General features: G+C 72.6%; 27 protein-coding genes. 12 read left to right on the forward strand and 15 right to left on the reverse strand.

Annotation, left to right across the window (positions count from 1 at the left end; translation table 11 throughout):
• Nucleotides 1–32 precede the first annotated feature (32 nt).
• Together ACL00U_RS12400 and ACL00U_RS12405 are read right to left on the reverse strand one after the other, a co-directional pair.
• Nucleotides 33–695: a hypothetical protein gene (locus ACL00U_RS12400; protein ID WP_412873450.1), complete on the reverse strand. Its 663-nt coding sequence runs from the start codon at nt 693–695 to the stop codon at nt 33–35.
• Between the two features lie 192 nt (nt 696–887).
• On the reverse strand, nt 888–1,997 hold the full coding sequence (locus ACL00U_RS12405) for an LLM class flavin-dependent oxidoreductase (RefSeq protein WP_017888518.1): 1,110 nt from the start codon (nt 1,995–1,997) through the stop codon (nt 888–890).
• Nucleotides 1,998–2,163: 166 nt separating this feature from the next.
• On the opposite strand from ACL00U_RS12405, the gene ACL00U_RS12410 reads away from it, so the two are divergent.
• Nucleotides 2,164–3,102 (forward strand): SDR family oxidoreductase, encoded by a 939-nt coding sequence (locus tag ACL00U_RS12410; RefSeq protein ID WP_159556818.1) that lies wholly within the window; start codon nt 2,164–2,166, stop codon nt 3,100–3,102.
• Between the two features lie 335 nt (nt 3,103–3,437).
• Here the strand turns inward: ACL00U_RS12410 and ACL00U_RS12415 are convergent, their stop codons facing one another.
• On the reverse strand, nt 3,438–4,229 hold the full coding sequence (locus ACL00U_RS12415; protein ID WP_071252014.1) for an NRDE family protein: 792 nt from the start codon (nt 4,227–4,229) through the stop codon (nt 3,438–3,440).
• Nucleotides 4,230–4,293: 64 nt separating this feature from the next.
• Here ACL00U_RS12415 and ACL00U_RS12420 point away from each other — a divergent pair, with 64 nt between their 5' ends.
• The 8 genes from ACL00U_RS12420 (at nt 4,294) to ACL00U_RS12455 (ending at nt 9,665) form a co-directional block, all read left to right on the forward strand.
• On the forward strand, nt 4,294–5,562 hold the full coding sequence (locus ACL00U_RS12420; protein ID WP_031260447.1) for a bifunctional phosphopantothenoylcysteine decarboxylase/phosphopantothenate synthase: 1,269 nt from the start codon (nt 4,294–4,296) through the stop codon (nt 5,560–5,562).
• Nucleotides 5,563–5,640: 78 nt separating this feature from the next.
• The gene (locus ACL00U_RS12425; RefSeq protein WP_017888514.1) at nt 5,641–6,039 is read left to right on the forward strand and encodes a DoxX family protein; all 399 of its coding nucleotides are present in this window, start codon (nt 5,641–5,643) and stop codon (nt 6,037–6,039) included.
• Nucleotides 6,036–6,827, forward strand: coding sequence for a YqjF family protein (locus ACL00U_RS12430; protein WP_052481703.1), 792 nt, complete (start codon nt 6,036–6,038; stop codon nt 6,825–6,827). The genes ACL00U_RS12425 and ACL00U_RS12430 overlap by 4 nt, the downstream gene beginning before the upstream one ends.
• Nucleotides 6,824–6,928 (forward strand): DUF1810 family protein, encoded by a 105-nt coding sequence (locus tag ACL00U_RS12435; protein WP_017888512.1) that lies wholly within the window; start codon nt 6,824–6,826, stop codon nt 6,926–6,928. The genes ACL00U_RS12430 and ACL00U_RS12435 overlap by 4 nt, the downstream gene beginning before the upstream one ends.
• On the forward strand, nt 6,925–7,077 hold the full coding sequence (locus tag ACL00U_RS12440) for a DUF1810 family protein (RefSeq protein WP_412873451.1): 153 nt from the start codon (nt 6,925–6,927) through the stop codon (nt 7,075–7,077). The genes ACL00U_RS12435 and ACL00U_RS12440 overlap by 4 nt, the downstream gene beginning before the upstream one ends.
• 133 nt (nt 7,078–7,210) lie before the next feature.
• Nucleotides 7,211–7,861: a GntR family transcriptional regulator gene (locus ACL00U_RS12445; RefSeq protein WP_017888510.1), complete on the forward strand. Its 651-nt coding sequence runs from the start codon at nt 7,211–7,213 to the stop codon at nt 7,859–7,861.
• Nucleotides 7,862–8,037: 176 nt separating this feature from the next.
• Nucleotides 8,038–8,493, forward strand: a complete 456-nt coding sequence (locus ACL00U_RS12450; protein ID WP_017888509.1) for a MarR family winged helix-turn-helix transcriptional regulator — start codon at nt 8,038–8,040, stop codon at nt 8,491–8,493.
• Nucleotides 8,494–8,792: 299 nt separating this feature from the next.
• A complete protein-coding gene (locus ACL00U_RS12455) occupies nt 8,793–9,665 on the forward strand; it encodes a hypothetical protein (RefSeq protein WP_139179821.1) in 873 nt (290 codons plus the stop codon).
• Nucleotides 9,666–9,753: 88 nt separating this feature from the next.
• Here the strand turns inward: ACL00U_RS12455 and ACL00U_RS12460 are convergent, their stop codons facing one another.
• From ACL00U_RS12460 to ACL00U_RS12480, 5 genes are all read right to left on the reverse strand, one after another.
• The gene (locus ACL00U_RS12460; protein WP_017888507.1) at nt 9,754–10,065 is read right to left on the reverse strand and encodes a hypothetical protein; all 312 of its coding nucleotides are present in this window, start codon (nt 10,063–10,065) and stop codon (nt 9,754–9,756) included.
• Nucleotides 10,062–10,718, reverse strand: a complete 657-nt coding sequence (locus ACL00U_RS12465; RefSeq protein ID WP_139179820.1) for a hypothetical protein — start codon at nt 10,716–10,718, stop codon at nt 10,062–10,064. Before ACL00U_RS12465 ends, ACL00U_RS12460 begins: the two co-directional genes overlap by 4 nt.
• Nucleotides 10,715–11,269, reverse strand: coding sequence for an RNA polymerase sigma factor (locus ACL00U_RS12470; RefSeq protein ID WP_017888505.1), 555 nt, complete (start codon nt 11,267–11,269; stop codon nt 10,715–10,717). The genes ACL00U_RS12465 and ACL00U_RS12470 overlap by 4 nt, the downstream gene beginning before the upstream one ends.
• A 9-nt stretch (nt 11,270–11,278) precedes the next feature.
• Entirely contained in the window at nt 11,279–11,428 is a 150-nt protein-coding gene (locus ACL00U_RS12475) for a hypothetical protein (RefSeq protein WP_156155306.1), read from the reverse strand.
• A 130-nt stretch (nt 11,429–11,558) separates the two neighbouring features.
• Entirely contained in the window at nt 11,559–12,395 is an 837-nt protein-coding gene (locus tag ACL00U_RS12480; RefSeq protein WP_017888503.1) for an alpha/beta fold hydrolase, read from the reverse strand.
• 180 nt (nt 12,396–12,575) lie between these two features.
• Between ACL00U_RS12480 and ACL00U_RS12485 the strand changes: the two genes are divergently transcribed.
• Complete coding sequence (locus ACL00U_RS12485) at nt 12,576–13,205, forward strand: MOSC domain-containing protein (RefSeq protein WP_031260441.1); 630 nt, start codon at nt 12,576–12,578, stop codon at nt 13,203–13,205.
• Between the two features lie 60 nt (nt 13,206–13,265).
• On the opposite strand, the gene ACL00U_RS12490 is transcribed toward ACL00U_RS12485, so the two are convergent.
• Nucleotides 13,266–13,667: an MmcQ/YjbR family DNA-binding protein gene (locus tag ACL00U_RS12490; RefSeq protein ID WP_412873452.1), complete on the reverse strand. Its 402-nt coding sequence runs from the start codon at nt 13,665–13,667 to the stop codon at nt 13,266–13,268.
• Between the two features lie 141 nt (nt 13,668–13,808).
• Between ACL00U_RS12490 and ACL00U_RS12495 the strand changes: the two genes are divergently transcribed.
• Nucleotides 13,809–14,108 (forward strand): excalibur calcium-binding domain-containing protein, encoded by a 300-nt coding sequence (locus tag ACL00U_RS12495; RefSeq protein WP_017888500.1) that lies wholly within the window; start codon nt 13,809–13,811, stop codon nt 14,106–14,108.
• Between the two features lie 118 nt (nt 14,109–14,226).
• Here ACL00U_RS12495 and epsC read toward each other — a convergent pair whose 3' ends face one another.
• The 3 genes from epsC to ACL00U_RS12510 all read right to left on the reverse strand — a co-directional run bounded on the left by epsC (nt 14,227) and on the right by ACL00U_RS12510 (nt 17,042).
• Nucleotides 14,227–14,811: a serine O-acetyltransferase EpsC gene (gene epsC / locus ACL00U_RS12500; RefSeq protein ID WP_235045701.1), complete on the reverse strand. Its 585-nt coding sequence runs from the start codon at nt 14,809–14,811 to the stop codon at nt 14,227–14,229.
• Nucleotides 14,808–15,746, reverse strand: a complete 939-nt coding sequence (gene cysK, locus ACL00U_RS12505) for a cysteine synthase A (protein WP_017888498.1) — start codon at nt 15,744–15,746, stop codon at nt 14,808–14,810. Before cysK ends, epsC begins: the two co-directional genes overlap by 4 nt.
• A 258-nt stretch (nt 15,747–16,004) precedes the next feature.
• The gene (locus ACL00U_RS12510) at nt 16,005–17,042 is read right to left on the reverse strand and encodes a dipeptidase (RefSeq protein WP_017888497.1); all 1,038 of its coding nucleotides are present in this window, start codon (nt 17,040–17,042) and stop codon (nt 16,005–16,007) included.
• A 144-nt stretch (nt 17,043–17,186) separates the two neighbouring features.
• Here ACL00U_RS12510 and ACL00U_RS12515 point away from each other — a divergent pair, with 144 nt between their 5' ends.
• Nucleotides 17,187–17,681, forward strand: a complete 495-nt coding sequence (locus ACL00U_RS12515) for an SRPBCC family protein (protein WP_056070522.1) — start codon at nt 17,187–17,189, stop codon at nt 17,679–17,681.
• Here ACL00U_RS12515 and ACL00U_RS12520 read toward each other — a convergent pair.
• Genes ACL00U_RS12520 through ACL00U_RS12530 form a run of 3 tightly spaced genes read right to left on the reverse strand, consistent with a single transcriptional unit; the run spans nt 17,648 to nt 20,990 of the window.
• Nucleotides 17,648–18,481 (reverse strand): MurR/RpiR family transcriptional regulator, encoded by an 834-nt coding sequence (locus ACL00U_RS12520; RefSeq protein WP_412873453.1) that lies wholly within the window; start codon nt 18,479–18,481, stop codon nt 17,648–17,650. The two genes, ACL00U_RS12515 and ACL00U_RS12520, sit on opposite strands and share 34 nt — an antisense overlap.
• Nucleotides 18,478–19,737 (reverse strand): allantoate amidohydrolase, encoded by a 1,260-nt coding sequence (locus ACL00U_RS12525; protein ID WP_140449028.1) that lies wholly within the window; start codon nt 19,735–19,737, stop codon nt 18,478–18,480. Before ACL00U_RS12525 ends, ACL00U_RS12520 begins: the two co-directional genes overlap by 4 nt.
• Complete coding sequence (locus ACL00U_RS12530; protein ID WP_259552856.1) at nt 19,734–20,990, reverse strand: pyridoxal-phosphate-dependent aminotransferase family protein; 1,257 nt, start codon at nt 20,988–20,990, stop codon at nt 19,734–19,736. Before ACL00U_RS12530 ends, ACL00U_RS12525 begins: the two co-directional genes overlap by 4 nt.
• Between the last annotated feature and the right edge of the window lie 42 nt (nt 20,991–21,032).

Raw genomic sequence — 21,032 nt, forward strand, 5'->3', positions numbered from 1 at the left:
CACGCACGGAACCGACTCCCGGCCGGCCGGGCTCAGACGGGTTCGCGGATGGTGGTCTCGACGTCGACGACCTGCGGGATCTTCGGCATCGAGGCGAAGCCGAACGCCACGGGCGGGTCGAGCGGCGCAAGGTCCCCCAGGGACTCCCCCGCCCAGGTGCCGCGCACACCGGTGACGTCGTGCGCCCCGGTCACGCCGTAGTACTCGCGGCGGCCGTTGCCCGCCGAGCCCGCGGTGCCCGACCCAGGCGCGAGCAGGCGCGCCACGGGGTCGATCGCAGCGAGCCAGCGCGGGTCTCGGGCAATCGGCTTCGGCACGATGCGCAGGATACGGCCGAGCGGCGAGATCCCGCCGACGTCGATCGAGGCCTGCAGCGCACCGGCGCTCAGCTCCAGGCCGCGGGCGGTGCGGCGGGCGTGGACGTCCACGACCGAGACCGTGTCGAAGCGGTAGGTGCCGGAGACGTACGCGGCGACGATCTCGTCCGGGGCGAGCAGCACGCTGGTGCCGTCGGAGAGCTCGAGGAACACGTCCGTGAACGGCCCGAACGGTGAGCGGTCCCACATGCCGACGACGATGCGGACGCCCGAGGTCGTGCCGACGCCCATGATCCGCCCGCGGAACCGGCGCTCGACGACGGAGTCGGAGGCGTGACCAGGAACGGGACCGGAGGCGTGGTCGGGGTGTGACGACATGCCCTGGACCGTACCCGCGGCCCCCGTGAGCCGATCTCGGTGGCCGCCCCGGACCTCCCGGCCGTCGCCCGCGCGCCGCGCTGACCGCCGGAACCTACCCGCAAGACACCGGTGCTCACGCTCCGAACACCCGCGAAGGGCGGTGCGGAGTGCGAACACCGGTGTTTTGCGGACACGGACCGGGACCGGTCGCTAGGCGACGGGGACGGGCTGCGCCAGCAGTTCGCGCACGCGGGGCGCGACCTCGGAGCCGTAGAGCTCGATCGACCGCATCATGTCGGCGTGCGGCAGGCGACCCGTCGCGTACCGCATGTCGAAGCGCGAGGCGCCGAGGATCCGCATGTTGCGTGCGACCTTGCGGGCGACGGTCTCCGGCGAGCCGACGTAGAGCGACCCGCCGGCAGACAGGCTCGCACGGTACCCGGCGACGTCGAGGGGCGGCCAGCCGCGCTCCCGTCCGAGCTGGTCGGTGACGGCCTTGTGGTACGGCCAGTAGCGCTCGGCGGCCTCTTCGTCGGTGGCCGCCACGAAGCCCGGCGAGTGCATCGCGATGGGCTGCTGCGGCAGGTCGAGCTGGGCGAGGGCCTGGCGGTACAGGCGCGAGAAGGGGGCGAACTGTGCCGGCTGCCCGCCGATGATGGCGAGGAAGAGCGGCATCCCGTAGGACGCGGCACGGATGACCGACTGCGGGGACCCGCCGACACCGATCCAGGTCGGGATGGCGCCGTGCTCGAGCTTCGGGAAGACGTCCTGGTCGACCAGGCCCGCGCGCTTGGTGCCGGACCAGGTGACGGCGTCGCCGCCGCGCAGGGCTGCCCAGAGCTGGAGCTTCTCCTCGAACAGGACCTCGTAGTCGCTCAGCTCGTAGCCGAACAGGGGGAACGACTCGGTGAAGGAGCCGCGGCCCAGGATGACCTCGGCGCGGCCGTTCGACAGCGCGTCCACGGTGGCGAAGCGCTCGTACACGCGGACGGGGTCGTCGGAGGACAGCACCGTGACGGCCGAGCCGATGCGGATGCGCTCGGTGCGGGCGGCGATGGCGGCGAGGACGACCTCGGGGGCGCTGACGACGAAGTCGGCGCGGTGGTGCTCCCCGACGCCGATGAAGTCGACGCCGACCTGGTCGGCGAGGACGGCCTGGTCGACGACGTCGCGGATGCTCTGCGCGTCGGACTGCAGGCTGCCGTCGGCGCGTTCGGTGACGTCGCCGAAGGTGTCGAGGCCGAGCTGCAGGGGCCCGACCCGATCGGGTGCGGGCGGCGGGACGTCCGACGGACGGTCGGTGCCGAATGCGTTGCTCATGGTGTCCTCCTGATCGCATTTCCATGCGTTTGCATCAACATAGCACGATGCGCCCCAGCGCGCACGGTGTCGGAGACCGGTCCGGCACAGGCCCGGCCGGGGTCGGCGACCGGTCCGGCACAGGCCCGGCCGGGGTCGGCCAGCCCGGACGAGTACGGTCACCCGCATGCCGAACCTCCCCGACCAGACCGGACGCCGCATCGTCGTCACCGGGTCCAACAGCGGCACCGGACGAGAGGCCGCCCTGCGCCTCGCCGGAGCCGGCGCCAGCGTCGTGCTCGCCGTCCGCAGCACCGAGAAGGGCGAGTCCGCCGCCTCCGGCATCCGCGCCGCCCACCCCGGCGCCGACGTGGAGGTCCGCGAACTCGACCTCGCCGACCTGGCCAGCGTCCGCCGCTTCGCGAGCGGCATCGTGGACGAGGAACGTCCGATCGACGTCCTGGTCAACAACGCCGGCGTGATGGCCCCGCCGGAGCGCTTCGAGACCGTCGACGGTTTCGAGCTGCAGTTCGGCACGAACTTCCTCGGCCCGTTCGCCCTGACGAACCTGCTGCTGCCGTCGCTGCTCCGCGCCGGGGCAGCCCGGACCGGTGCACCCCTGGCCGAGGCACCCCGTGTCGTGACGATGTCGAGCCTCGCCGCGATCCCCGGCCGGATCCGCTTCGCCGACCTGCAGTGGGAGCGCGGCTACAACGGCTGGCGTGCCTACGCGCAGTCGAAGCTCGCCGACCTGCTCCTCGCGCTGCACCTGCACCGCCTGACGGTCGAGGCCGACGTGCCCCTGGTCAGCACCGCCGCCCACCCCGGCTACACCCGGACGAACCTGCAGGCCGCCGGGCGCTCGCTCGGTCGGTCGAAGCCGGTGCGGTCGAGCAACCGCGCGCTGCCCTTCACCCAGGCCGTCGAGCAGGGCACCGAACCGCTGCTCTACGCGGCGGTCGGCCCGAACGCCGTGGGTGGCGCGTACTACGGGCCCTCCGGTCCGTTCGGCATGACCGGTCCGACCACCACCGTGTCGATCCCGGGCTCTGCGCGGAGCGCCGACCTCGCCCGCTCGCTCTGGGCGGTCGCCGAGGACCTCACGGGGACGCGCCCGCCGCTCTAGCCGAGACGCCGTCGTCTCCCCAGGACGCCTCCAGCTCCACGAGACGCCGCCGAATCCGGAGGCGTCTCGCGCACCTGGCGGCGCCTGACAGGCACACCGGCGTCTCGCGCGCTCGAGAACGCAGGGACAGGCGGACGGGAGGCCCGTGGTCGCGCCACCACGGGCCTCCCGTCCGGTGGTGGGGAGCGCACGCTGCACGCCGGCGTCATCCCGAGACGCCCCGGAACGCACGAGACGCCGCCGTTTTCGGCGGCGTCTCGGCGAGACGCCGGCGTCTCGCGACGGGCGCGGGGCGCAGCCGGGAGGCCCGGGTCGGGTCCGGCGCGCCGAGCGCGTCAGGCGCGGTGCAGCTCCACCGACCCGTCCAGCCGACCGGGTTCGGTCAGCCGGGCGTGCTGCAGGACGGTGCGGCCCGGAGCTATCGCTGCCGCGACGATCGACAGCGTCGTCATGTGCCCCTCGGTCTCGTGCACGTCGCGGAGGATCGCGTCGGGGTGGTCGCTCGGCAGCGCTGCGGACTCCGCAAGCACGCCGAACCAACCACCCCACCCGTCCCCGGCGTCGGCACCGGCGTCTACGGTGCGGAGTTCGTCGAATGGGCCGAGCACCGGCGGGCCGGTCGGCGCGTCGACCGAGCGGAAGGCCTCGAGCCACCGACCGATGCGCGGTGCCGCGGGGTCGTCCGCCGCACCGTGGGTGACCATGTGGACGCCGGGACCGAGCTCGGTGGTGCGGACCTGATCGCCGTCCCAGGTCAGCACCGAGGCGCCCTCGGCCGTGGCGCGCACCAGGTTGAAGGCCCGGGTGGTCGGCAGCGTGCCGTCGTGTCCGGGCAGCAGGTCGTCGGCGACGGCGTCCACCGGCACCACCCCGCGGGTCGTCCACGTCCCGTCGGCGCTCGCGACGGGTTCGGCGCGGTTGAGCACCACGGCCAGTCCGGCACGGTCGGACGCAGCGAGCCAGGCTCCACCGGCGGAACGGTCACGGACACCGCGGACCTCGGGGTCGCGGTCCGGCCACCACGCGGCGGGCGGGTCCCACGGGCGTTCGGGCGACTCGTCCCGCAGGGCCAGGACGGTGACGGGCCACGCGGACCCGGGGTCGACGCGGACGACGACGGTGCACATGCCGTCGATCCTCGCACGTGGCCCCGGTAGCGTGAGCCAGGTGAACGCAGCAGCAGAGCGCGCCCTGACCGTCATCGTGGGGATCACCGGGGGCATCGCCGCCTACAAGGCCGTGGGGGTCGTCCGCGACCTAGTCAAGCGTGGCCACGACGTGCACGTCGTCCCGACCGAGGGCGCACTGCGCTTCGTCGGTCTGCCCACGCTCGAGGCCCTCAGCCGCAACCCCGTCACCACGAGCGTGTGGGACGACGTCGCCGAGGTGCGCCACGTCGCGCTCGGTCGCCGGGCGGACCTGGTCGTCATCGCCCCCGCCACCGCGGACTCGCTGGCCCGGATGGCGCACGGCCTGGCGAGCGACCTGCTCGGTACGACGCTGCTCGCGACCGAGGCACCCGTCGTCGTCGCCCCCGCGATGCACCCGCAGATGTGGGAGCACCCCGCGACCCGGGCGAACGTCGCCACGCTGCGTGACCGCGGCGTCCACCTGGTCGGACCGGTCGTCGGCGCGCTCACCGGCGACGACGCGGGCATCGGACGGATGGCGGAGCCCGAGGACATCGTCGTCGCGGCACTCGCGGTGCTCGACGAGCACCCCGCCCCGGCCGGCCGCCGCGGTGGGGGGACCAGCACGGGCGCGGGGACCGGGGCCCGCGGTGAACAGGGGGACCTGGCCGGCGTCCGCGTCGTCGTCAGCGCCGGCGGCACCCGCGAACCCTTCGACCCGGTGCGGTTCGTCGGCAACCGCTCCAGCGGCCGCCAGGGCATCGCGATCGCCGCCGAAGCCGTCCGTCGTGGCGCGTCCGTGACCCTCGTCGCCGCGAACGTGGACGGCTCGCTGACCGCCGGACTGGACGCGACGGTGGTGCCCGTGGGGTCCGCGCTCGAACTCGCCGACGCCGTGCACGCGGCCGCCGCCGAGGCCGACGTCGTCGTGATGACCGCAGCGGTCGCCGACTACCGACCGGCCGAGGTGCACTCCGAGAAGCTCAAGAAGGACGCGCAGGGCGAGCGCATGACGCTCGAGCTGGTGCGGAACCCGGACGTGCTCGCCGACCTCGTCGCAGCACGGCGGACCGGGCAGGTCATCGTCGGGTTCGCCGCCGAGACCGAACCCGACCGCGATGCCCGGGTCGAACTCGGGCGCGCCAAGATCGGCCGGAAGCCCGCGGACCTGCTCGTCGTGAACCACGTCGGCTGGTCGGCCGGCTTCGAACGCGAGGAGAACGCGATCGAGGTCCTGGTCCCCGGTGGCCAGGTCGTCCGCGAGACCTCCGGCACGAAGGCCGAGGTGGCGACGGCGGTCCTCGACCTCGTCGCGACCGCACTGACGTGAACGCGCACTGCCGTGCGTGCGCACTGAACTGAGCCGCGCCTCCGGCTGCTTCCGAGGACGAGCGGGCACGATGGGCACATGCGACGACGTGAGCGGATCCGACGTGCCAACCGCACTGCCACCATCCTGGCAGTGGCCCTCGGCGGGGCGGGTGCCATGCACTTCCTGCGCCCCACCCACTTCGACCGGATCGTGCCGGAGGCCCTGCCGCCGCGGCTGACCACGCTGGCCTCCGGCGTGGCCGAGCTCGGGATCGCCGCGGGGCTCGCGTTCCCCGCGACCCGCCGCGCTTCGGGCTGGGCTGCGGCGGCACTGTTCGCGGCGGTGTTCCCGGCGAACCTGAAGATGGCGAACGACCTGCTCGAGCACCCCACCTCGAGCCGGGCGATGCGGCTGGTCGGGGTCCTGCGGCTCCCCCTGCAGCTGCCGCTGGTCCTCTGGAGCATCCGGGTCGGTCGGCACGCGCCGAAGCCGTGACCCAGCCGTCGTGGACCCGCGCGGCGGTGCCGTTGCTGCACCGCCCGGTCACCCAGCACGCGTGGGAGGACATCGTCTTCGCGCACTGGCGGCACGACCCGGCGTCGCTGCGGCGGCTCGTGCCGCGCGGCACCCGCCCGGACGTCGTCGACGGCAGCGCCTGGGTGGGACTGTCGGCGTACGTGTTCCGTGAGACCCGGGTCCCGCCGTTCCCGTCCGCCGGGCGGCTCGGCACCATGACCGAGGTCACGATCGAGGTCCTGACGGTCGACGACCAGGGGCGGCGCGGGGTGACCTACCGCACGGTCGACACCGCGAACGTGCCCGCCATCGTGGCGGCGCACGCGCTGCTCGGCGTGCCGTACACGTTCGCGCACGCACGCTCCCGGCGCCGGGGTGACGCGATCGCGCACCGCTCCGTCCGGCACCCGACCCGCGCACTGCACCCGGTGCGGTGGGCGCGGTCGCTCCGGCAGGAACGCCCGACGGGGGCGGCCAAGCCGAAGCACGCGGCGTCGGTGCGGGTGACCGTGGGCGAGGTCGTCGACACGCCGCTGGCCGCGGAGCTCACGACCCGGGCCGGGATCCACGCGCGGTACCTGGCGCAGACGTTGTTCTGGCAGCGGCAGCACCCGGTGCTCACCACCCGTGCGGCCACGCTCGACCGGCTCGAGGGCGACCTGCCCGACGCGGTCGGGATGCCCGGGCTGTTCGACCGGGCGCCGGACTCCCTGCTCGTGGTCGACGGCACGACGGTCCGGTACGGCTGGGGCGGGGTCGTCCGGTGACCGACGACCCGTTCGACCTCGACCGCTTCGTCCGCGCCCAGCAGGGGGTGCACGACGTCGCACTCGACGAACTCCGCCGCGGCCGCAAGTCGTCGAGGTGAAGCTCCGGTCGTCGATGACGCTCTTCGCCCGGATCGCCGCCGACCCGGGCCCGTTCGTCGCCGTGCTGGAGCGCTGGTACGACGCTGCCGCGGACCCGGCCACGATCCGCCTGCTCGTCGATCGAGGACCCGCCCGAACCGGCACCTGACACCCCGGTACTGACACGCGCTGAACCGATCGCAACGCCGTTGTCATATCAGGTACGGTGATGCGAGCACGTGCGATGTCGACCGTGCCCGTTCGCCCGGCGCCCCGACGCCGCCACCCCCGAAGGAGAACGCATGCCGGTCCCCCGCAGCGCCCCGACCGAGCACCAGCTGCTCCGTGACACCGTCCGCCACAAGATCCACGACGCGATCATGGACGGCACCCTGCTCCCCGGGGAACGACTGAACGACGACGAGCTCATCTCGTGGCTCGGCGTCTCCCGCACGCCCATCCGCGAGGCCCTGAGCCAGCTGTCCCGCGCCGGCCTGATCGAGATGGCCCCGAACCGGTACACCCGCGTCACGACGCCGGACCCCGCCGAGGTCATCGAGGCGATGCAGACCCTCGGCGTGCTGTTCGGCGGTGTGGTCCGGCTCGCGGTCCCGCGCCTCGGCACGGCGAGCCGGAAGAAGATCCTGGCCCAGCTCGACAAGACGATCACCGAGCTCGAGGCCCACGAGGTCGCCGCCGTCAACCACGACGCCCTCGACGTCTTCGCCCTGTACGTCGCCGAGTGCGGCAACGAGAACCTGCAGCGCGTCTGCCGCGACACGATGGACGGCCTGGCGTTCCGGTTGCGGCTGCCGAACCTCGACGAACTGGTCGACTGGGACCGGATGACCGAGGACTTCCGACGCCTGCGCGCGGCCACCGAGTCGGGCGACAACGTCGCGGCCGAGCTCGCGACCGAGGCGATCCACCAGCTGCCGGGCGAGAAGCGCTGAGTCCACCTGTACCCGCGTTCAGGAACCGCCCGTCTCGCCGACGCGAGGCGGGCGCTCGGCGCTCCACGGGCCTCCCGGCCGGAGCGCCGGCCACGCGCCCGGCGCTCCCAGTCCCGGGGCCGCACGGACCGATAGCATCGCTGGCGACCACCTGAACCAGGCACCCGGAGCAGCACATGAACCCCCGCCCGACGGACCGTACCGAGGTCGCCGCACGCCTGGCCGCAGCGGTCGGTCGGATCAACCGACGGGCCCGCACCGACTCGGCCTCGCTCGGGTACGGCATCGTCTCCGCGCTCGCGTCGATCCAGCGGCACGGACCGCTGCGCCCCGGCGACCTGTCGCGGATCGAGGTGGTCACGAAGCCCACGATGACCCGCATCCTGACCGAACTCGAGCAGCGCGGGTTCATCCAGCGCGAAGCCGACCCGCGCGACGGTCGGGCGTTCATGGTCACGGCGACGCCGGAGGGCATCGAGGCGGTCGAGCAGGCCCGCGCGAACCGCACCGGGATCGTGGCCGAGCTCATCGCCGAGCTCGACGAACCGGACGTCGAGGCGATCGCCGGAGCCCTGGCCGCACTCGAGCGTGTGGCCCAGGGCGAGCACGCCCAGGAACCTCACACCTTCTAGCCTCGCGCAGGACCGTTACCGAACCGTTACCAAGCGGTGGACGGACCGTTCTGCCAGCGTTCCTGGACGCGCTGCCCAGTCGGACCGGTCACAGTGACCGCTCCGCCTGACCGCGGCCACCCCACGGCCGCGTACCCGGCGGACGGACGGGCCCCACACCACCGTCCGGTCCTCACCGGCTCGAGGACTCCTCCGTCGTCGCCGACGGTGTCACCGACACCGCCAGCATCCGGCACGCCCGCACGACCCGTTGTGCGAGCAGGAGTCCGTCCCCACCGAGCCGCCGACCTGCGGAACCGATGCGACACACCCCTGAGCTCCCCACCCCCACCGCCTCGACCCGACGTGAGGCGCTGAACACCCCCAGCCGCCGGATGCGCCGTGCCCTGCGACACCGGGCGACGATGATCGCCGGCGGCGCCGCGGTCCTCGCCGTCGCCGGTGGCGCGTTGACCGTCGGCACGCAGCCCGCGATCGGCGAAGCCCTCGGCATGCCGACCGGCACCCCGAGTGCCTCGGCGACCGCCCAGCCCGCGCTGCACGGCACCGCACTCGACCGCGCCCAGGCCGCCGCCACGATCACCACGGCGAAGACCGTCATGCAGACCGCGAACGCCAAGGTCGACACCTCGTCGCTCGAGCAGCGGGTCGACGCCCTGAGCGACTACCCGGAACTGTCCGGTGCGGCGCTGACGAACCGGATCTCGACGACCGTCGCGTCCGCCACGCACGTCGCCGAGGCGAGTGCGACGCAGGACAAGCGGGACGTCGACGCGAAGGCAGCCGCCGCCGCGAAGGCCGCCGCCGACCGGCAGGCCGCCGCCGAGGCAGCCGAGGCCGCCCGGAAGCTCGCCGCCGGCAACACCGTCGCGGGGGCCAAGGCCACGGCGACCTCGCTCGCGTCGTCCGAGTACGGCTGGGGCGCCGACCAGTTCCAGTGCCTGGACAACCTGTGGACCAAGGAGTCCGGCTGGAACTACCAGGCCGTCAACGCCAACGGCGGTGCCACCGGCATCCCGCAGGCGCTCCCCGGGTCGAAGATGGCCACGGTCGGATCGGACTGGCGCACCAACGCCACCACCCAGATCACGTGGGGTCTGCGGTACATCAGCTCGGCGTACGGCACCCCGTGCGCGGCGTGGGCGCACTCGCAGGCGAGCAACTTCTACTGATCGGCGCGGGTCGCGACGGCGACCGGCAGACGAACGGGAGGCCCGTGGCGGATCCGCCACGGGCCTCCCGTTCGTCGTGTGGTCGCGGTCAGCCCACCCGCGCGACGCGCACGTCGACGCGGCTGAGCGCCAGGTCGTGGGCCGCGGCGGTCGCCAGGGCGACGTCGTGGACGGCGCGGGCGACCTCCGGGGCCGGGCGGAAGCCGTCGGTGCCGATGACGACGCGCAGGACCCCTTCGTCATCGACGACGATCCTGAGCGGGCCGGCGTTCGTGGCGATGCTCCGGACCGCCTGCACGGCGCTCGCGACCAGCGGGCGGGAGCGGTAGAGGTCGGTGACCCCGGAGACCTCGGTCACCGCGGTCTCGATCGCCGCGAGGGCCTCGTCGGTGGTCGTCATCGTGCCTCCTCCGGGTCGGTGCCGGTCGCGTCGTCGTGCTCCGGCAGCAGATCGCGGACGACCACGTCGATCGCCTCGACGAGCAGGTCGGTCTGCTCCGCCAGCGCCTCGCCCACCGCGGTCCGGACCAGGTCGGCGGCCGTCGGGATGGACAGGCCCGGGGCGATCGCGATCTCGACCACCACGCGCACCGGTGACGCGAGCTCGGTGACGTCGCCCTCCAGCTGACAGCGGGCGACGAGCACGCCGGTGACGGCGTCGCCGGTCCGCCGGATGAGGGAACGGATGGCGCCCTCGGTCATCACCGGGCGCTCCGTCTCGGACAGGGGGCGGAGCGGCACGTCGCGGCCGGATCGGGCCTCGATCGAGATGTTCGCCAGGACGCCACTGATCCACGACTCGTCGGCCGGGGCCTCCTCACGCGCCGCCACCTCGAGTGATCGGAGCGACGCGTGACGGACACGGATGATCGCCGCGAGGGCGTTCTGGCACGCGGGTGAGTCGTCGATGCTCGGGTCGGCCGGCTGCATCCCCGCGTCGAGGTAGTCGGTGAGCTCGTCGATCGAGTGACCGTCGAGGTCGCCGGGCTCCAGGGCGTCGAGCGCCTCGGAGCTGTCGGGCAGGTCCGGACGGATGCCGTCGTGGTCGGTCATCGCCATCCCTCCATGAGTCGGATCATGTTCTTCCTCGCTCGGGACAGCAGTCCCCGGACCGTCGATGGTGGCAGGTCGAGTTCGGCGGCGATCTCCTCGTACCGGTACTCGAGCACCTCCTTCATGATCCAGCACCGTCGTTGGGCTTCGGGCAGTTCGGCCAGTGCACGTTCCACCGCGTCCTCGCGGGAACGCGCTTCAGCGACCCGGTCAGGTGCGTCGTCCGCGGGTGCGGCGACCTCGAGCTCGGTGACGTCGTCGTGGATGCGACGCGCACGGATGCGGTCGAGGCACTTCCGGCTGAGGATGCGCATCAACCACGACTTCACGCGGGCGAGGTCGTCGAGGGAGTCGAGGCGGTCCCACGCGGTGATGAAGGTCTCCTGCACGACGTCGTCGAGTTCGTCGGTGGAACCGAGGGTCCGACGGGCGTAGGCACGGAGCAGCGGGGTGTGGCGACGGATCAGGACCTCGAAGGCCCGGACGTCGCCGTCGGACGACCGGCCGGCGAGGACCGCGTCGTCGAGCTCGGCGAGGGACTGGTGGTGCACGCGTTCCTTCTACTGGTGGTGGATGGTGAACGGCTGGGTGCGCGGATGCGCCGGCACGACCGTGAACGGTCCGACCGGTCGGGCGGCCAGCGAGCGGACACGCGCCAGGGCGAGCACGTGCGCGGGGGCGTTCCTGGGGACTGCAGCGGTGCGGGTCACGTCGGCTCCTCGTGGTGTGGTCACCGATGAGACGGACGCCGGACCCGTTTCGTCACACACGACGTCAGGGACGCACCCGGACGGTGCCGGTGTGCGCCCCTGACCGGGCCGCTTCGTGTGCTGGGCGGTCCTACTGCTGGATGAAGGCGAGCAGGTCGGGGTTGATGACGTCCGCGTGGGTCGTCAGCATCCCGTGCGGGTAGCCCTCGTAGATCTTGAGCGTCGCGTTGGGCAGCAGCTCCGCCTGCTTGATGGCTGCGGCCTTGTAGGGCACGACCTGGTCGTCGTCGCCCTGGGTCACGAGGACCGGGACCGAGATCGCCTTGAGGTCCTCGGTCTGGTCGGTCTCGGAGAACGCCTTGATGCCCTCGTAGTGGGCCAGGGCGCTGCCCGTCATCCCCTGGCGCCACCAGTTGGCGACCACCGGGGCGGACACCTCTGCCCCCGGCCGGTTGAAGCCGTAGAACGGCCCCTCGGCGACGGCCTGGAAGAACTCCGCGCGGTTCGCGGCGAGCGCGCTCCGGAACCCGTCGAACACCGAGATGGGCGTGCCTTCCGGGTTCGAGTCGCTCTGCACCATGATCGGCGGCACCGAGGACACCAGGACCGCCTTGGCGACCCGGCCCTGGGGCTCGCCGTACTGTGCGACGTACCGCGCGACCTGGCCACCGCCGGTCGAGTGGCCGATGTGGACCGCGTTCCGCAGGTCCAGGTGCTGCACGAGCGCGTCCGTGTCGCTCGCGTAGTGGTCCATGTCGTGTCCGGTGCCGATCTGCGACGACCGCCCGTGCCCGCGACGGTCGTGCGCGATCACGCGGTAGCCCTTGCCGAGGAAGAACAGCATCTGGGCGTCCCAGTCGTCCGAAGACAGGGGCCAGCCGTGGTGGAAGACGATCGGCTGCGCGTCGCGCGGCCCCCAGTCCTTGTAGAAGATCTCTGCCCCATCGCTCGTGGTGACGAACGCCATCTCGTGCCTCCCTGGTTGTCTGTTCCACTCGTGACGCGGGCTGGCCGCTGCCTCCACGTCGGCGGGAGGCCGGAACTCGTTCACCGTAGTTCCGAGGGAGGCTCACCCGCTAGCACCAACGTGTCAGGCCGGTGCGAGCGCGGCTTGGCGCACGGGCCCTGCGTGCGCCAGAGTGGCTCCATGCCGCTCGTCACCGCCGTCTGCCGCGTCGACCGCCTGCTGCCGGACTCCGGCATCATCGGCGTCACCGCGATCGACAAGCGCCCGGTCGCCGGCAGCGTCCGCGTCCGGCCCCTCGGCCTGCGTGCCGACGTGCAGGCGAACCGCAAGTACCACGGCGGTCCGGACCAGGCCGTGTACGCCTACGCCGACGAGGACGCCGCGTACTTCGCCGAGCTGCTCGACCGCGAGGTCACGCCCGGCCTGTTCGGCGAGAACCTGCGCACCAGCGGCATCGACGTCACCGGTGCCGTGACCGGGGAACGCTGGCGGATCGGCGACACCCTGGAACTCGAGGTCACGATCCCCCGGATCCCGTGCGGCACCTTCGCCAGGCGCATGGGGATCGACAAGTGGGTGAAGCGGTTCGCCGACGAGGGCCGACCCGGCGCGTACTTCCGCGTGGTCAAGTCCGGATCGGTGACAGCGGGCGACCCCATCGCGGTGACGTACCGGCCCGAGCACGGGGTGACCATCGGCGAGATCTTCAGCGACCTGTCGCCCGGACGTGCACGGGCCGTGCTCGAGTCGGGGGAACGGCTGGCGCCGAAGGTCGTGCAGGACCTGTCGAAGGTCGCCGCGCGGGCCTGAGCCCGTCGAGCCGCGTGCGTCCGCGCCGCTCCGTGCGTCCGGTCAGCTCCTTGCGTCCGGTCAGCTCCTTGCGTCCGGTCGGCCCGGCAGCGCGCCCCGCGACGGGTCGATCGGGCGCTTCGCCACGGGCAGTCCCGCGACCACCAGGTCGTAGGCGTTCGCCACGAGGTCCTCGACCAGGGTCTCGTCGATGCCGCCACCCGGCGCCAGCGTGATCCAGTGCCGCTTGTTCATGTGCCACCCTGGCGTGATCTCGTCGTGGTCGCGCACCAGCGCCGCCCCGTGCGGCGGCGCGCACTTCAGGTTGACGATCGGTGTCCCGCGTACCTCGGTGACCATCACGAACATCTTGCCGACGACCTTGTAGACGACGGAGCCCTCGCCGAACGGGTGCGTCTCGACGGCCGCCGGCAGCGCCAGGGCCGTGCGGCTCGCGATCTCGTGCAACTGCTCGCCGTCCATCTGACCAGGATGCCCGAGGCCGCCGACAGCGCACCCCGTTCGGGGGCAGGTCGTGAGCGTCGATCACGTCGTAGGATCACCACGCCGCGTACCCGACGCGGCGATCGCTCGCGCGATCACCACCAGTTCCAGGGGGAACCCGTGCGCATCATCCGTACCCTCGGCATCGCCGCCGCCACCGCCGTCCTCGCGACCACCGTCGTCGTCGGCGGGACCTCGACCGCCCAGGCAGCACCGAAGTCCTACGCCAACTGCACCGCGGTGCACAAGGTCTACTCCGGCGGCATCGCGAAGAAGTCCGTCAAGAAGAACAAGGTCGTCTCCGGTGGCAAGGCCACCTACCGCGCGCTCAAGGGCACGGTGAAGAAGGACGACGCGCTGTACCGGGCGAACACCAAGCTCGACCGCGACAAGGACGGCATCGCCTGCGAGAAGAGCTGACGCTCACGCTCGCTCGGTGACACCGGCAAGACACCGGTGTTCGCGTCCTGAACACCCGCACGCCGGGGTGCAATGCGTGAACACCGGTGTTTTGCGTGCCAGGCGCGGTGCGACGCGCTCAGAGCGACGGGACGCCCTCGTGCCCGGACCGGGGACGAGGCGTCCCGGCCACCCCGGTGACCACCGACCCCGCCGGTACGTCCTTCGTGACCACGGTGTTGGCGCCGACGACGGAGTCCGGACCGATCGTGATCGCCCCGATGAGCGACGACCCCGCGCCGAGCACCACGCGGTCCCCCACCACCGGATGCCGTCGGGCGCTCGGGCCGTGGTCGCCACCGCGTCCACCCAGGGTCACACCGTGGAACACGAGCACGTCATCCCCGATGACCGCGGTCTCCCCGATGACGACACCCATGCCGTGGTCGATGAAGAACCGGCGGCCGATGCGCGCCCCCGGGTGGATCTCGATCCCGGTGACCGACCGCGCGACCTGCCCGAGCAGCCGCGCCGCGAACCGCGACCCGGGCAGCCCCTGTGCGTTCCAGAGCCGGTGGGTCACCCGGTACGTCCAGATGGCGTGCAACCCGGAGTAGACGATCGCGTTCTCCAGGTCGCCGCGCGCAGCAGGGTCACCGCGGCGTGCTGCGGCCAGGTCCTCGCGGATGGTCCGCAGCACGCCTCGTCGGACGGGACGACTCACGCAGTGAGTCCCTCGAAGAGCACCGTCGACAGGTAGCGCTCTCCGGTGTCGCACACGATGGCGACGATCCGCTTGCCGGCGTTCTCGGGGCGGGCGGCGATCTCGAGGGCCGCGTGGATGATCGCGCCGGACGAGATGCCCGACAGGATGCCCTCCTCGGTCGCCAGGGCGCGGGCGACACGGAGTGCGTCGTCGAGCTCGACGTCGAACACCTCGTCGATGACGCTCTGGTCGAGGACCTCGGGGATGAAGTTCGCGCCGATGCCCTGGATCTTGTGCGGACCAGCCTTGCCCTCGGTGAGCAGGGGCGAGTCCTTCGGCTCGACGGCGACGATCTGCACGCCGGGCACGCGCTCCTTGAGCACCTGCCCGACCCCGGTGATCGTGCCGCCGGTGCCCACACCCGCGACGAACACGTCGACGTGCTCCTCGGTGTCGCGGAGGATCTCCTCCGCCGTGGTCTTCCGGTGGATCTCGGCGTTCGCGGCCGTCTCGAACTGGTGGGCGAGGATCGCGCCGGGGGTCTCCGCGACGATCGACTCGGCCTTGGCGACCGCGCCCTTCATGCCCTCGGGCCCGGGGGTCAGGACGATCTCGGCCCCGTACGCACGGATCACCGCACGGCGTTCGACGCTCATCGTCTCGGGCATCGTGATGACGACCCGGTACCCACGGGCGGCGCCGACCAGGGCCAGGGCGATCCCGGTGTTGCCGGACGAGCCCTCGACGATGGTGCCGCCGGCCTGCAGCGCTCCGGAGGCCTCGGCGGCGTCGATGATCGCGACGCCCAGGCGGTCCTTGACGCTGGCGCCCGGGTTGTAGAACTCGAGCTTCGCGAGCACCTCGGCGCCGCCCGCCTTCGGCAGGCGGTTCAGCTTGACGAGGGGGGTGTTGCCGAACGCCTGGGAGATGTTCTCGTAGATGGTGCCGCTCATCCGGTCCGTCCTTCGCAGCTCAGGTCGCGCATCGCTCTTCCTGGAGGCGCGGTGTGCGCCCGATCCTAGCCACCGGACCCCAGGTGGTCCTGTTCGTGACGGCGCGTGCGCGCCGGACCCGATTCGCGCATCCACGCCCGGGTCCCGGCCTGCGAAAGCGACAGGTGTCCGCGGAAGGTTCGCAGGGTTCTGTCGCTTTCGCGGGAGTGAGCACGACCAGCGCCGAGGAGAGTCGCTTTCGTGGCGCGATCGACCGCGTCAGCGCACGAACGCCGTCAGGGCGAACCGCTCGTCGGTCGCCTCGAGCACCCGCAGCACGTTGCCGCCGGCCAGCGCACGCAGGTCCGACTCGCCCCAGCCGCGGCGGACCAGCTCCGCCGCGAGCACCGGGTACCGCGACACGTCGCGCAGGTCCGGCGGCAGCACCGGGGTGCCGTCGTAGTCGCCGCCGAGGCCCAGGTGCGCCACACCGGCGACGTCGCGGGCGTGCTCGACGTGGTCGGCGACGTCCGACACCGTGACCAGGGGCGGTTCGCCGGCCATGCCCGACTCCTCCCAGTCGGCCCACACCCGCGACACGAACTTCGGCACGAAGGTGATCATCACGACGCCACCGTTGTCGGCGAGCCGGGCGAGCACGTCGTCGGGCACGTTCCGCGGGTGGTCGTCGATCGCGACGGTCGACGAGTGGCTGAACACGACGGGCTGGGTCGCGATGTCGAGGGTGTCCCGCATGGTGGCCGGGGCGGTGTGGGACAGGTCGACGAGCATGCCGATCCGCTCCATCTCGGCGACGACCTGTCGCCCGCGGTCGGTCAGGCCGCCGTGCGCCCGTTCCCCGGTCGCGGAGTCGGCCCAGGGGGTGTCGTCGTTGTGTGTGAGCGTCATGTACCGGACGCCGAGCCGCGCGAGGGTGCGGAGGACGGCCAGGTCGTCGCCGATCGAGTGCCCGCCCTCGGCGCCGAGCAGGGACGCGATCCGGCCGGAGTCGACCGCCGCACGGACCTCGGCGGCGGTGCGGGCAAGCGCGAGGTCGTCGGGGTAACGCTCGATGATCCGGTGTGCGAGATCGACCTGCTGCAGGGTGGTCGTCACGGGGTCCGGGTCGTCCGCGGGCACGAACACCGACCAGAACTGCCCGACCACGCCGCCGGCACGGAGCTTCGGGATGTCGGTGTGCAGCGAGTCGGTCTCGGTGTCGATGCCGTCGACGCCGGAGTCGTGGCTGTCACGGCGTTCCCAGGGCAGGTCGTTGTGGCCGTCGATGACCGGGAACGGGAGCGCGTCGAACGTCATCCCCCGACGCTACCGCCCGCGCCGTCGTGGCTAGGCTCGTTCTGTGCAGCCCGTCACCCTCCGCACCGAGCGCCTGGTGCTCTCGGTCCCCGAGATCAGCGATGCCGACGACGACCGGTCCGCCCCGACGATCTGGCCGACGTCGTGACCGTCTCGTTCCGTGTCGTGACGGAACTGCCGGTGCCGCCGGAGCGCGCCTTCGCACTGTCGCTCGACATCGGCGCGCACGAGCGCTCGATGGCAGCGACCGACGAACGCGCCGTCGCCGGCACGACGACCGGCACGATCGGCCTGGGCGAGACCGTCACCTGGCGGGCGCGGCACTTCGGGATCGTCTGGAAGATGACGAGCGGCATCACCGCCCTGGAGGCTCCCCACCGGTTCGTCGACGAACAGGTGCGTGGGCCGTTCGCCCGCTTCCACCACGAGCACCGGTTCGAGCCGTCGGCCGGCGGGACGCGCATGGTCGACACCATCACGTTCCGCGCTCCGCTCGGTCCGCTGGGCCGCCTGGCCGAGGTGCTCGCGTTGGCCCGGTACATGCCGAAGCTCATCGCCGACCGCAACGCCTCGCTCGCCGCCGAGCTGCGCGGCGGGGACGGCGATCAGGGCGCTGCGAGTTCCCCCAGGGCGTCGTAGGCGGTGGCGACGGCGTCGACCCGCACCCGGCCACCGGGACCCGAGGCGTCGTAGACGTCGTTCGTGATCGCCGCGACGACGGCGAACAGCGCGGCCATCGAGTCGAACGCCGACGGTGAGTCGACCGGGCAGAGGATCGCGGTGGTGGCGGGAGCGGCGATGACCGCGGCCGTCGGGTCGCCGAGCACGACGACGTCCGCGCCGGAGTCGACGCAGTGCCGGACGATCCGTTCGACCCCGGCGGTGTGCCGGCGCACGGTCACCAGGACGACGAGGTCGTGCCGGTCGAGGTCGGCGACCTCTTCCCCGAGCCGCTGCCCGGGCGACGGACCGACCCGGACGTCGGACCGCACCTGCGCCAGTTGGGACCGCAGTTGCAGCGCGATCGGGTAGGCCCCGCGTTCGCCGAGGACGAGCACCCGGCGGGCACGGACGATCCGACGGGCCAGCCGCGGCCGGTCCGCTCGGCCGAGGGACGCGAAGGCTGCGTCGAGGTTCCGTGTCTCCACCGCACGCTGGTCGACGTGGGCGGCGTCCTCGGCGACCCACGGCAGGCCCGAGCCCCGCGCCGACATCAGGTTCTGCCGGACCTCGGCGGCGTCCTGGAATCCCAGGGACCGCACGAGTCGCGAGACCGTGGCCTTCGAGGTGCCGGACTCGGCCGCGAGTTCAGCGGAGGTGCCGACGAGCAGGAGTTCCGGATCGTGCCGCACCATGGCGGCGACTCGTCGTTCCGCGGGCGAGAGCTGTTCCCAGACGGAGTCGATCCGGGCGCGGACGTCGGGGCCGGCGGTGCTCATGCGCGTGCCACCCGATCGACGGCGACGGCCAGGGCGTCGAGGCCGAGGGCGATGTCCGGCGTCGACACGAACTCGTCCGGGTGGTGGCTGATGCCGTCGGGGTTGCGGAGGAACAGCATCGCGACGTCGGTGATGAGCCCGAGCGACATCGCGTCGTGGCCGGCTCGTGAGAACAGCTCCATCGGTGCGGCTTCGCCCGTCGACACGATCCCGGCGCGGACGGCGTCCATCAGCCGGGGCGAGCAGAACACCGCGGGCGCACGGTGCACCTCGGTCGGGGTGACGCTCACCCCGCGCCGTTCACCGATGAGCGTGAAGGCCTTGGTGAGTTCGTCCCAGACCTCGTCGCGCTCGTCGTCGAACTCGCCCCGCAGGTCGACGGAGAACCGTGCGAGTCCGGGGACCACGTTGACGGCTCCGGGTTCGACGGTCATCGTGCCGACCGTGCCGACCTGGTGCGACGCCCGGCAGATCCGTTCCACCGCCAACGCCGCTTCGGCAGCGGCGAGCAGGGCGTCGTGCCGTCGTTCGTAGGGGGTGCCGCCGGCGTGCCGGGCTTCACCCACGGCCTCGACCGAGAACCGCCGGGCACTCGCGATGCTCGTGACGACCCCGAGGGCCTGGCCGGCCTGCTCCAGGTGCGGCCCCTGCTCGATGTGCGCTTCGAGGTAGCCGACCACGGAGGCCGGGTCGACCGCAGCGTCACCGACACGCTCCGGGTCGAGGCCGAAGTCGGTGAAGGCCTGCCGCAGGGTCGTGCCGTCATCGTCGGCAAGGTCCCACCAGGCGTCGTCCCAGACCCCGGCCACGGCGGACGACCCGAGCAGTGCCTTGCCGAAGCGGGTGCCTTCTTCGTCGGAGAACGCGATGACCTGGAGTGCGACGGGCAGCGGGCCGTCGGCGGTGAGCCGGGCGGCGGTGCGGATCGCCATGAGCACCCCGACGATGCCGTCGTACCGGCCGGCGTCCACCACGGTGTCCAGGTGGGAGCCGAGCAGCAGCACGGGGGCGTCGGGCGTCGCGCCCGCGGCCCGACCGTGCAGGTTGCCGGCGGCGTCCTGCCACGTGGACAGTCCGGCGTCCTGCATCCAGCCCGCGACGAGGGCGTTGGCCCGAGCGTGCTCCGGCGACAGGTAGACGCGGGTGATCCGGGCCGGTTCGGCGCTGAGGGCGGCGAGCTCGTCGCACCAGCCGGCGACGAGTTCGGCGTCGGCGGTGCCCACGGCGGTCGCGTTCAGGACGGGCACGGCGCTCACGCGAGCACCTCGGCCTGGGCGCGTGCGGTGGCGGTGGCGGTGGTGTCGCGGAAGACGTCGAGGGCCGCGTCGACCCCGCCGCCGTGCGGCACCGCGTGCCCTGCCCGACGCAGGGCGTGCTCGAGCGCGGCCAGGGTCGTGACGACGGTGTCCTTCCGCGCGTTGTAGCCCATGGTGCCGAGGCGCCAGACCCGCCCGTGCAGCGGCCCGAACGACGTGCCGATCTCGATGCCGTGGTCGTCGAGCATCGCGGCGCGGACCTGGTCGCCGACCACGTCGGACGGGATCTCGACGGCGACGACGTTGTGCATCTTGTGGGCGACGTCGCCGAAGACCCGGAGGCCGAGGGCCTGCACGCCGTCGAGCATCGCGCGCCCGGCGGTCTCGTGGCGGGTGACGACGGCGTCGCGGCCTTCTTCGAGCAGGATGCGGGCGCACTCGTGGGCGGCGTAGAGCATCGACGCGGCCTCGGTGTGGTGGTTCAGTCGGCGCGGACCCCAGTAGTCGAGGATCATCGCGAGGTCGAGGTAGTTCGAGCGGATCGGTTCGTCGGCGACGACGTCGCCGGGTTCGCGGATGCCGGCCTCGACGCTCCGCCGCTCGTCGAGCACCGCCACGGCCTTCGGCGACAGCGTGACGGGAGCACTGCCGGACGGGCCGCCGAGGCACTTCTGCAGCCCGGCGCTCACGGCGTCGATCCCCCAGGCGTCGACCTCGAGCGGGTTGCCACCCACGGTCGCGGTCGCGTCGGTGTAGAGCAGGACCCCGTACCGCTCGCAGATCACACCGAGCTCGTCGAGGGGCTGGTTCATCGTGGTCGAGGTGTCGCCCTGCACGACCGCCAGCACCTTCGGCCGGACGCGGGCGATGGCCGACTCGATCGCGGACGGCGTGAAGACCTGGCCCCACTGGGTCTGGATGGTGTGGACTTCGGCACCGGCACGGCCGGCGATCTCGGCGAGCAGGTGTCCGAACCGGCCGAACACCGGCACGAGCACGCGATCCCCCGGGGCGAGCAGGGACACGAGCACCGCTTCGATGCCCGCACGCGAGGTGCCGTCGACGAGCAGCGTGGCGTCGTTCTGCGTGCCGAACACACGGCGGTAGAGCGCCTGCGTCTCGTTCATCGTCGCGGTCATCCACGGGTCGTACTGGCCGACGAGCGGCGTCGACAGCGCCCGGAGCACGCGCGGGTCGGCGTCGATCGGCCCCGGGCCCATGAGGAGACGGGCAGGTGGGTTCACTGGGAGCATGGTGGTTCCTTCCGTTCCTGATCCGACGATACCGGAACGATC

This window comes from Curtobacterium poinsettiae (genome assembly GCF_047226435.1).
Taxonomy (GTDB): domain Bacteria; phylum Actinomycetota; class Actinomycetes; order Actinomycetales; family Microbacteriaceae; genus Curtobacterium; species Curtobacterium poinsettiae.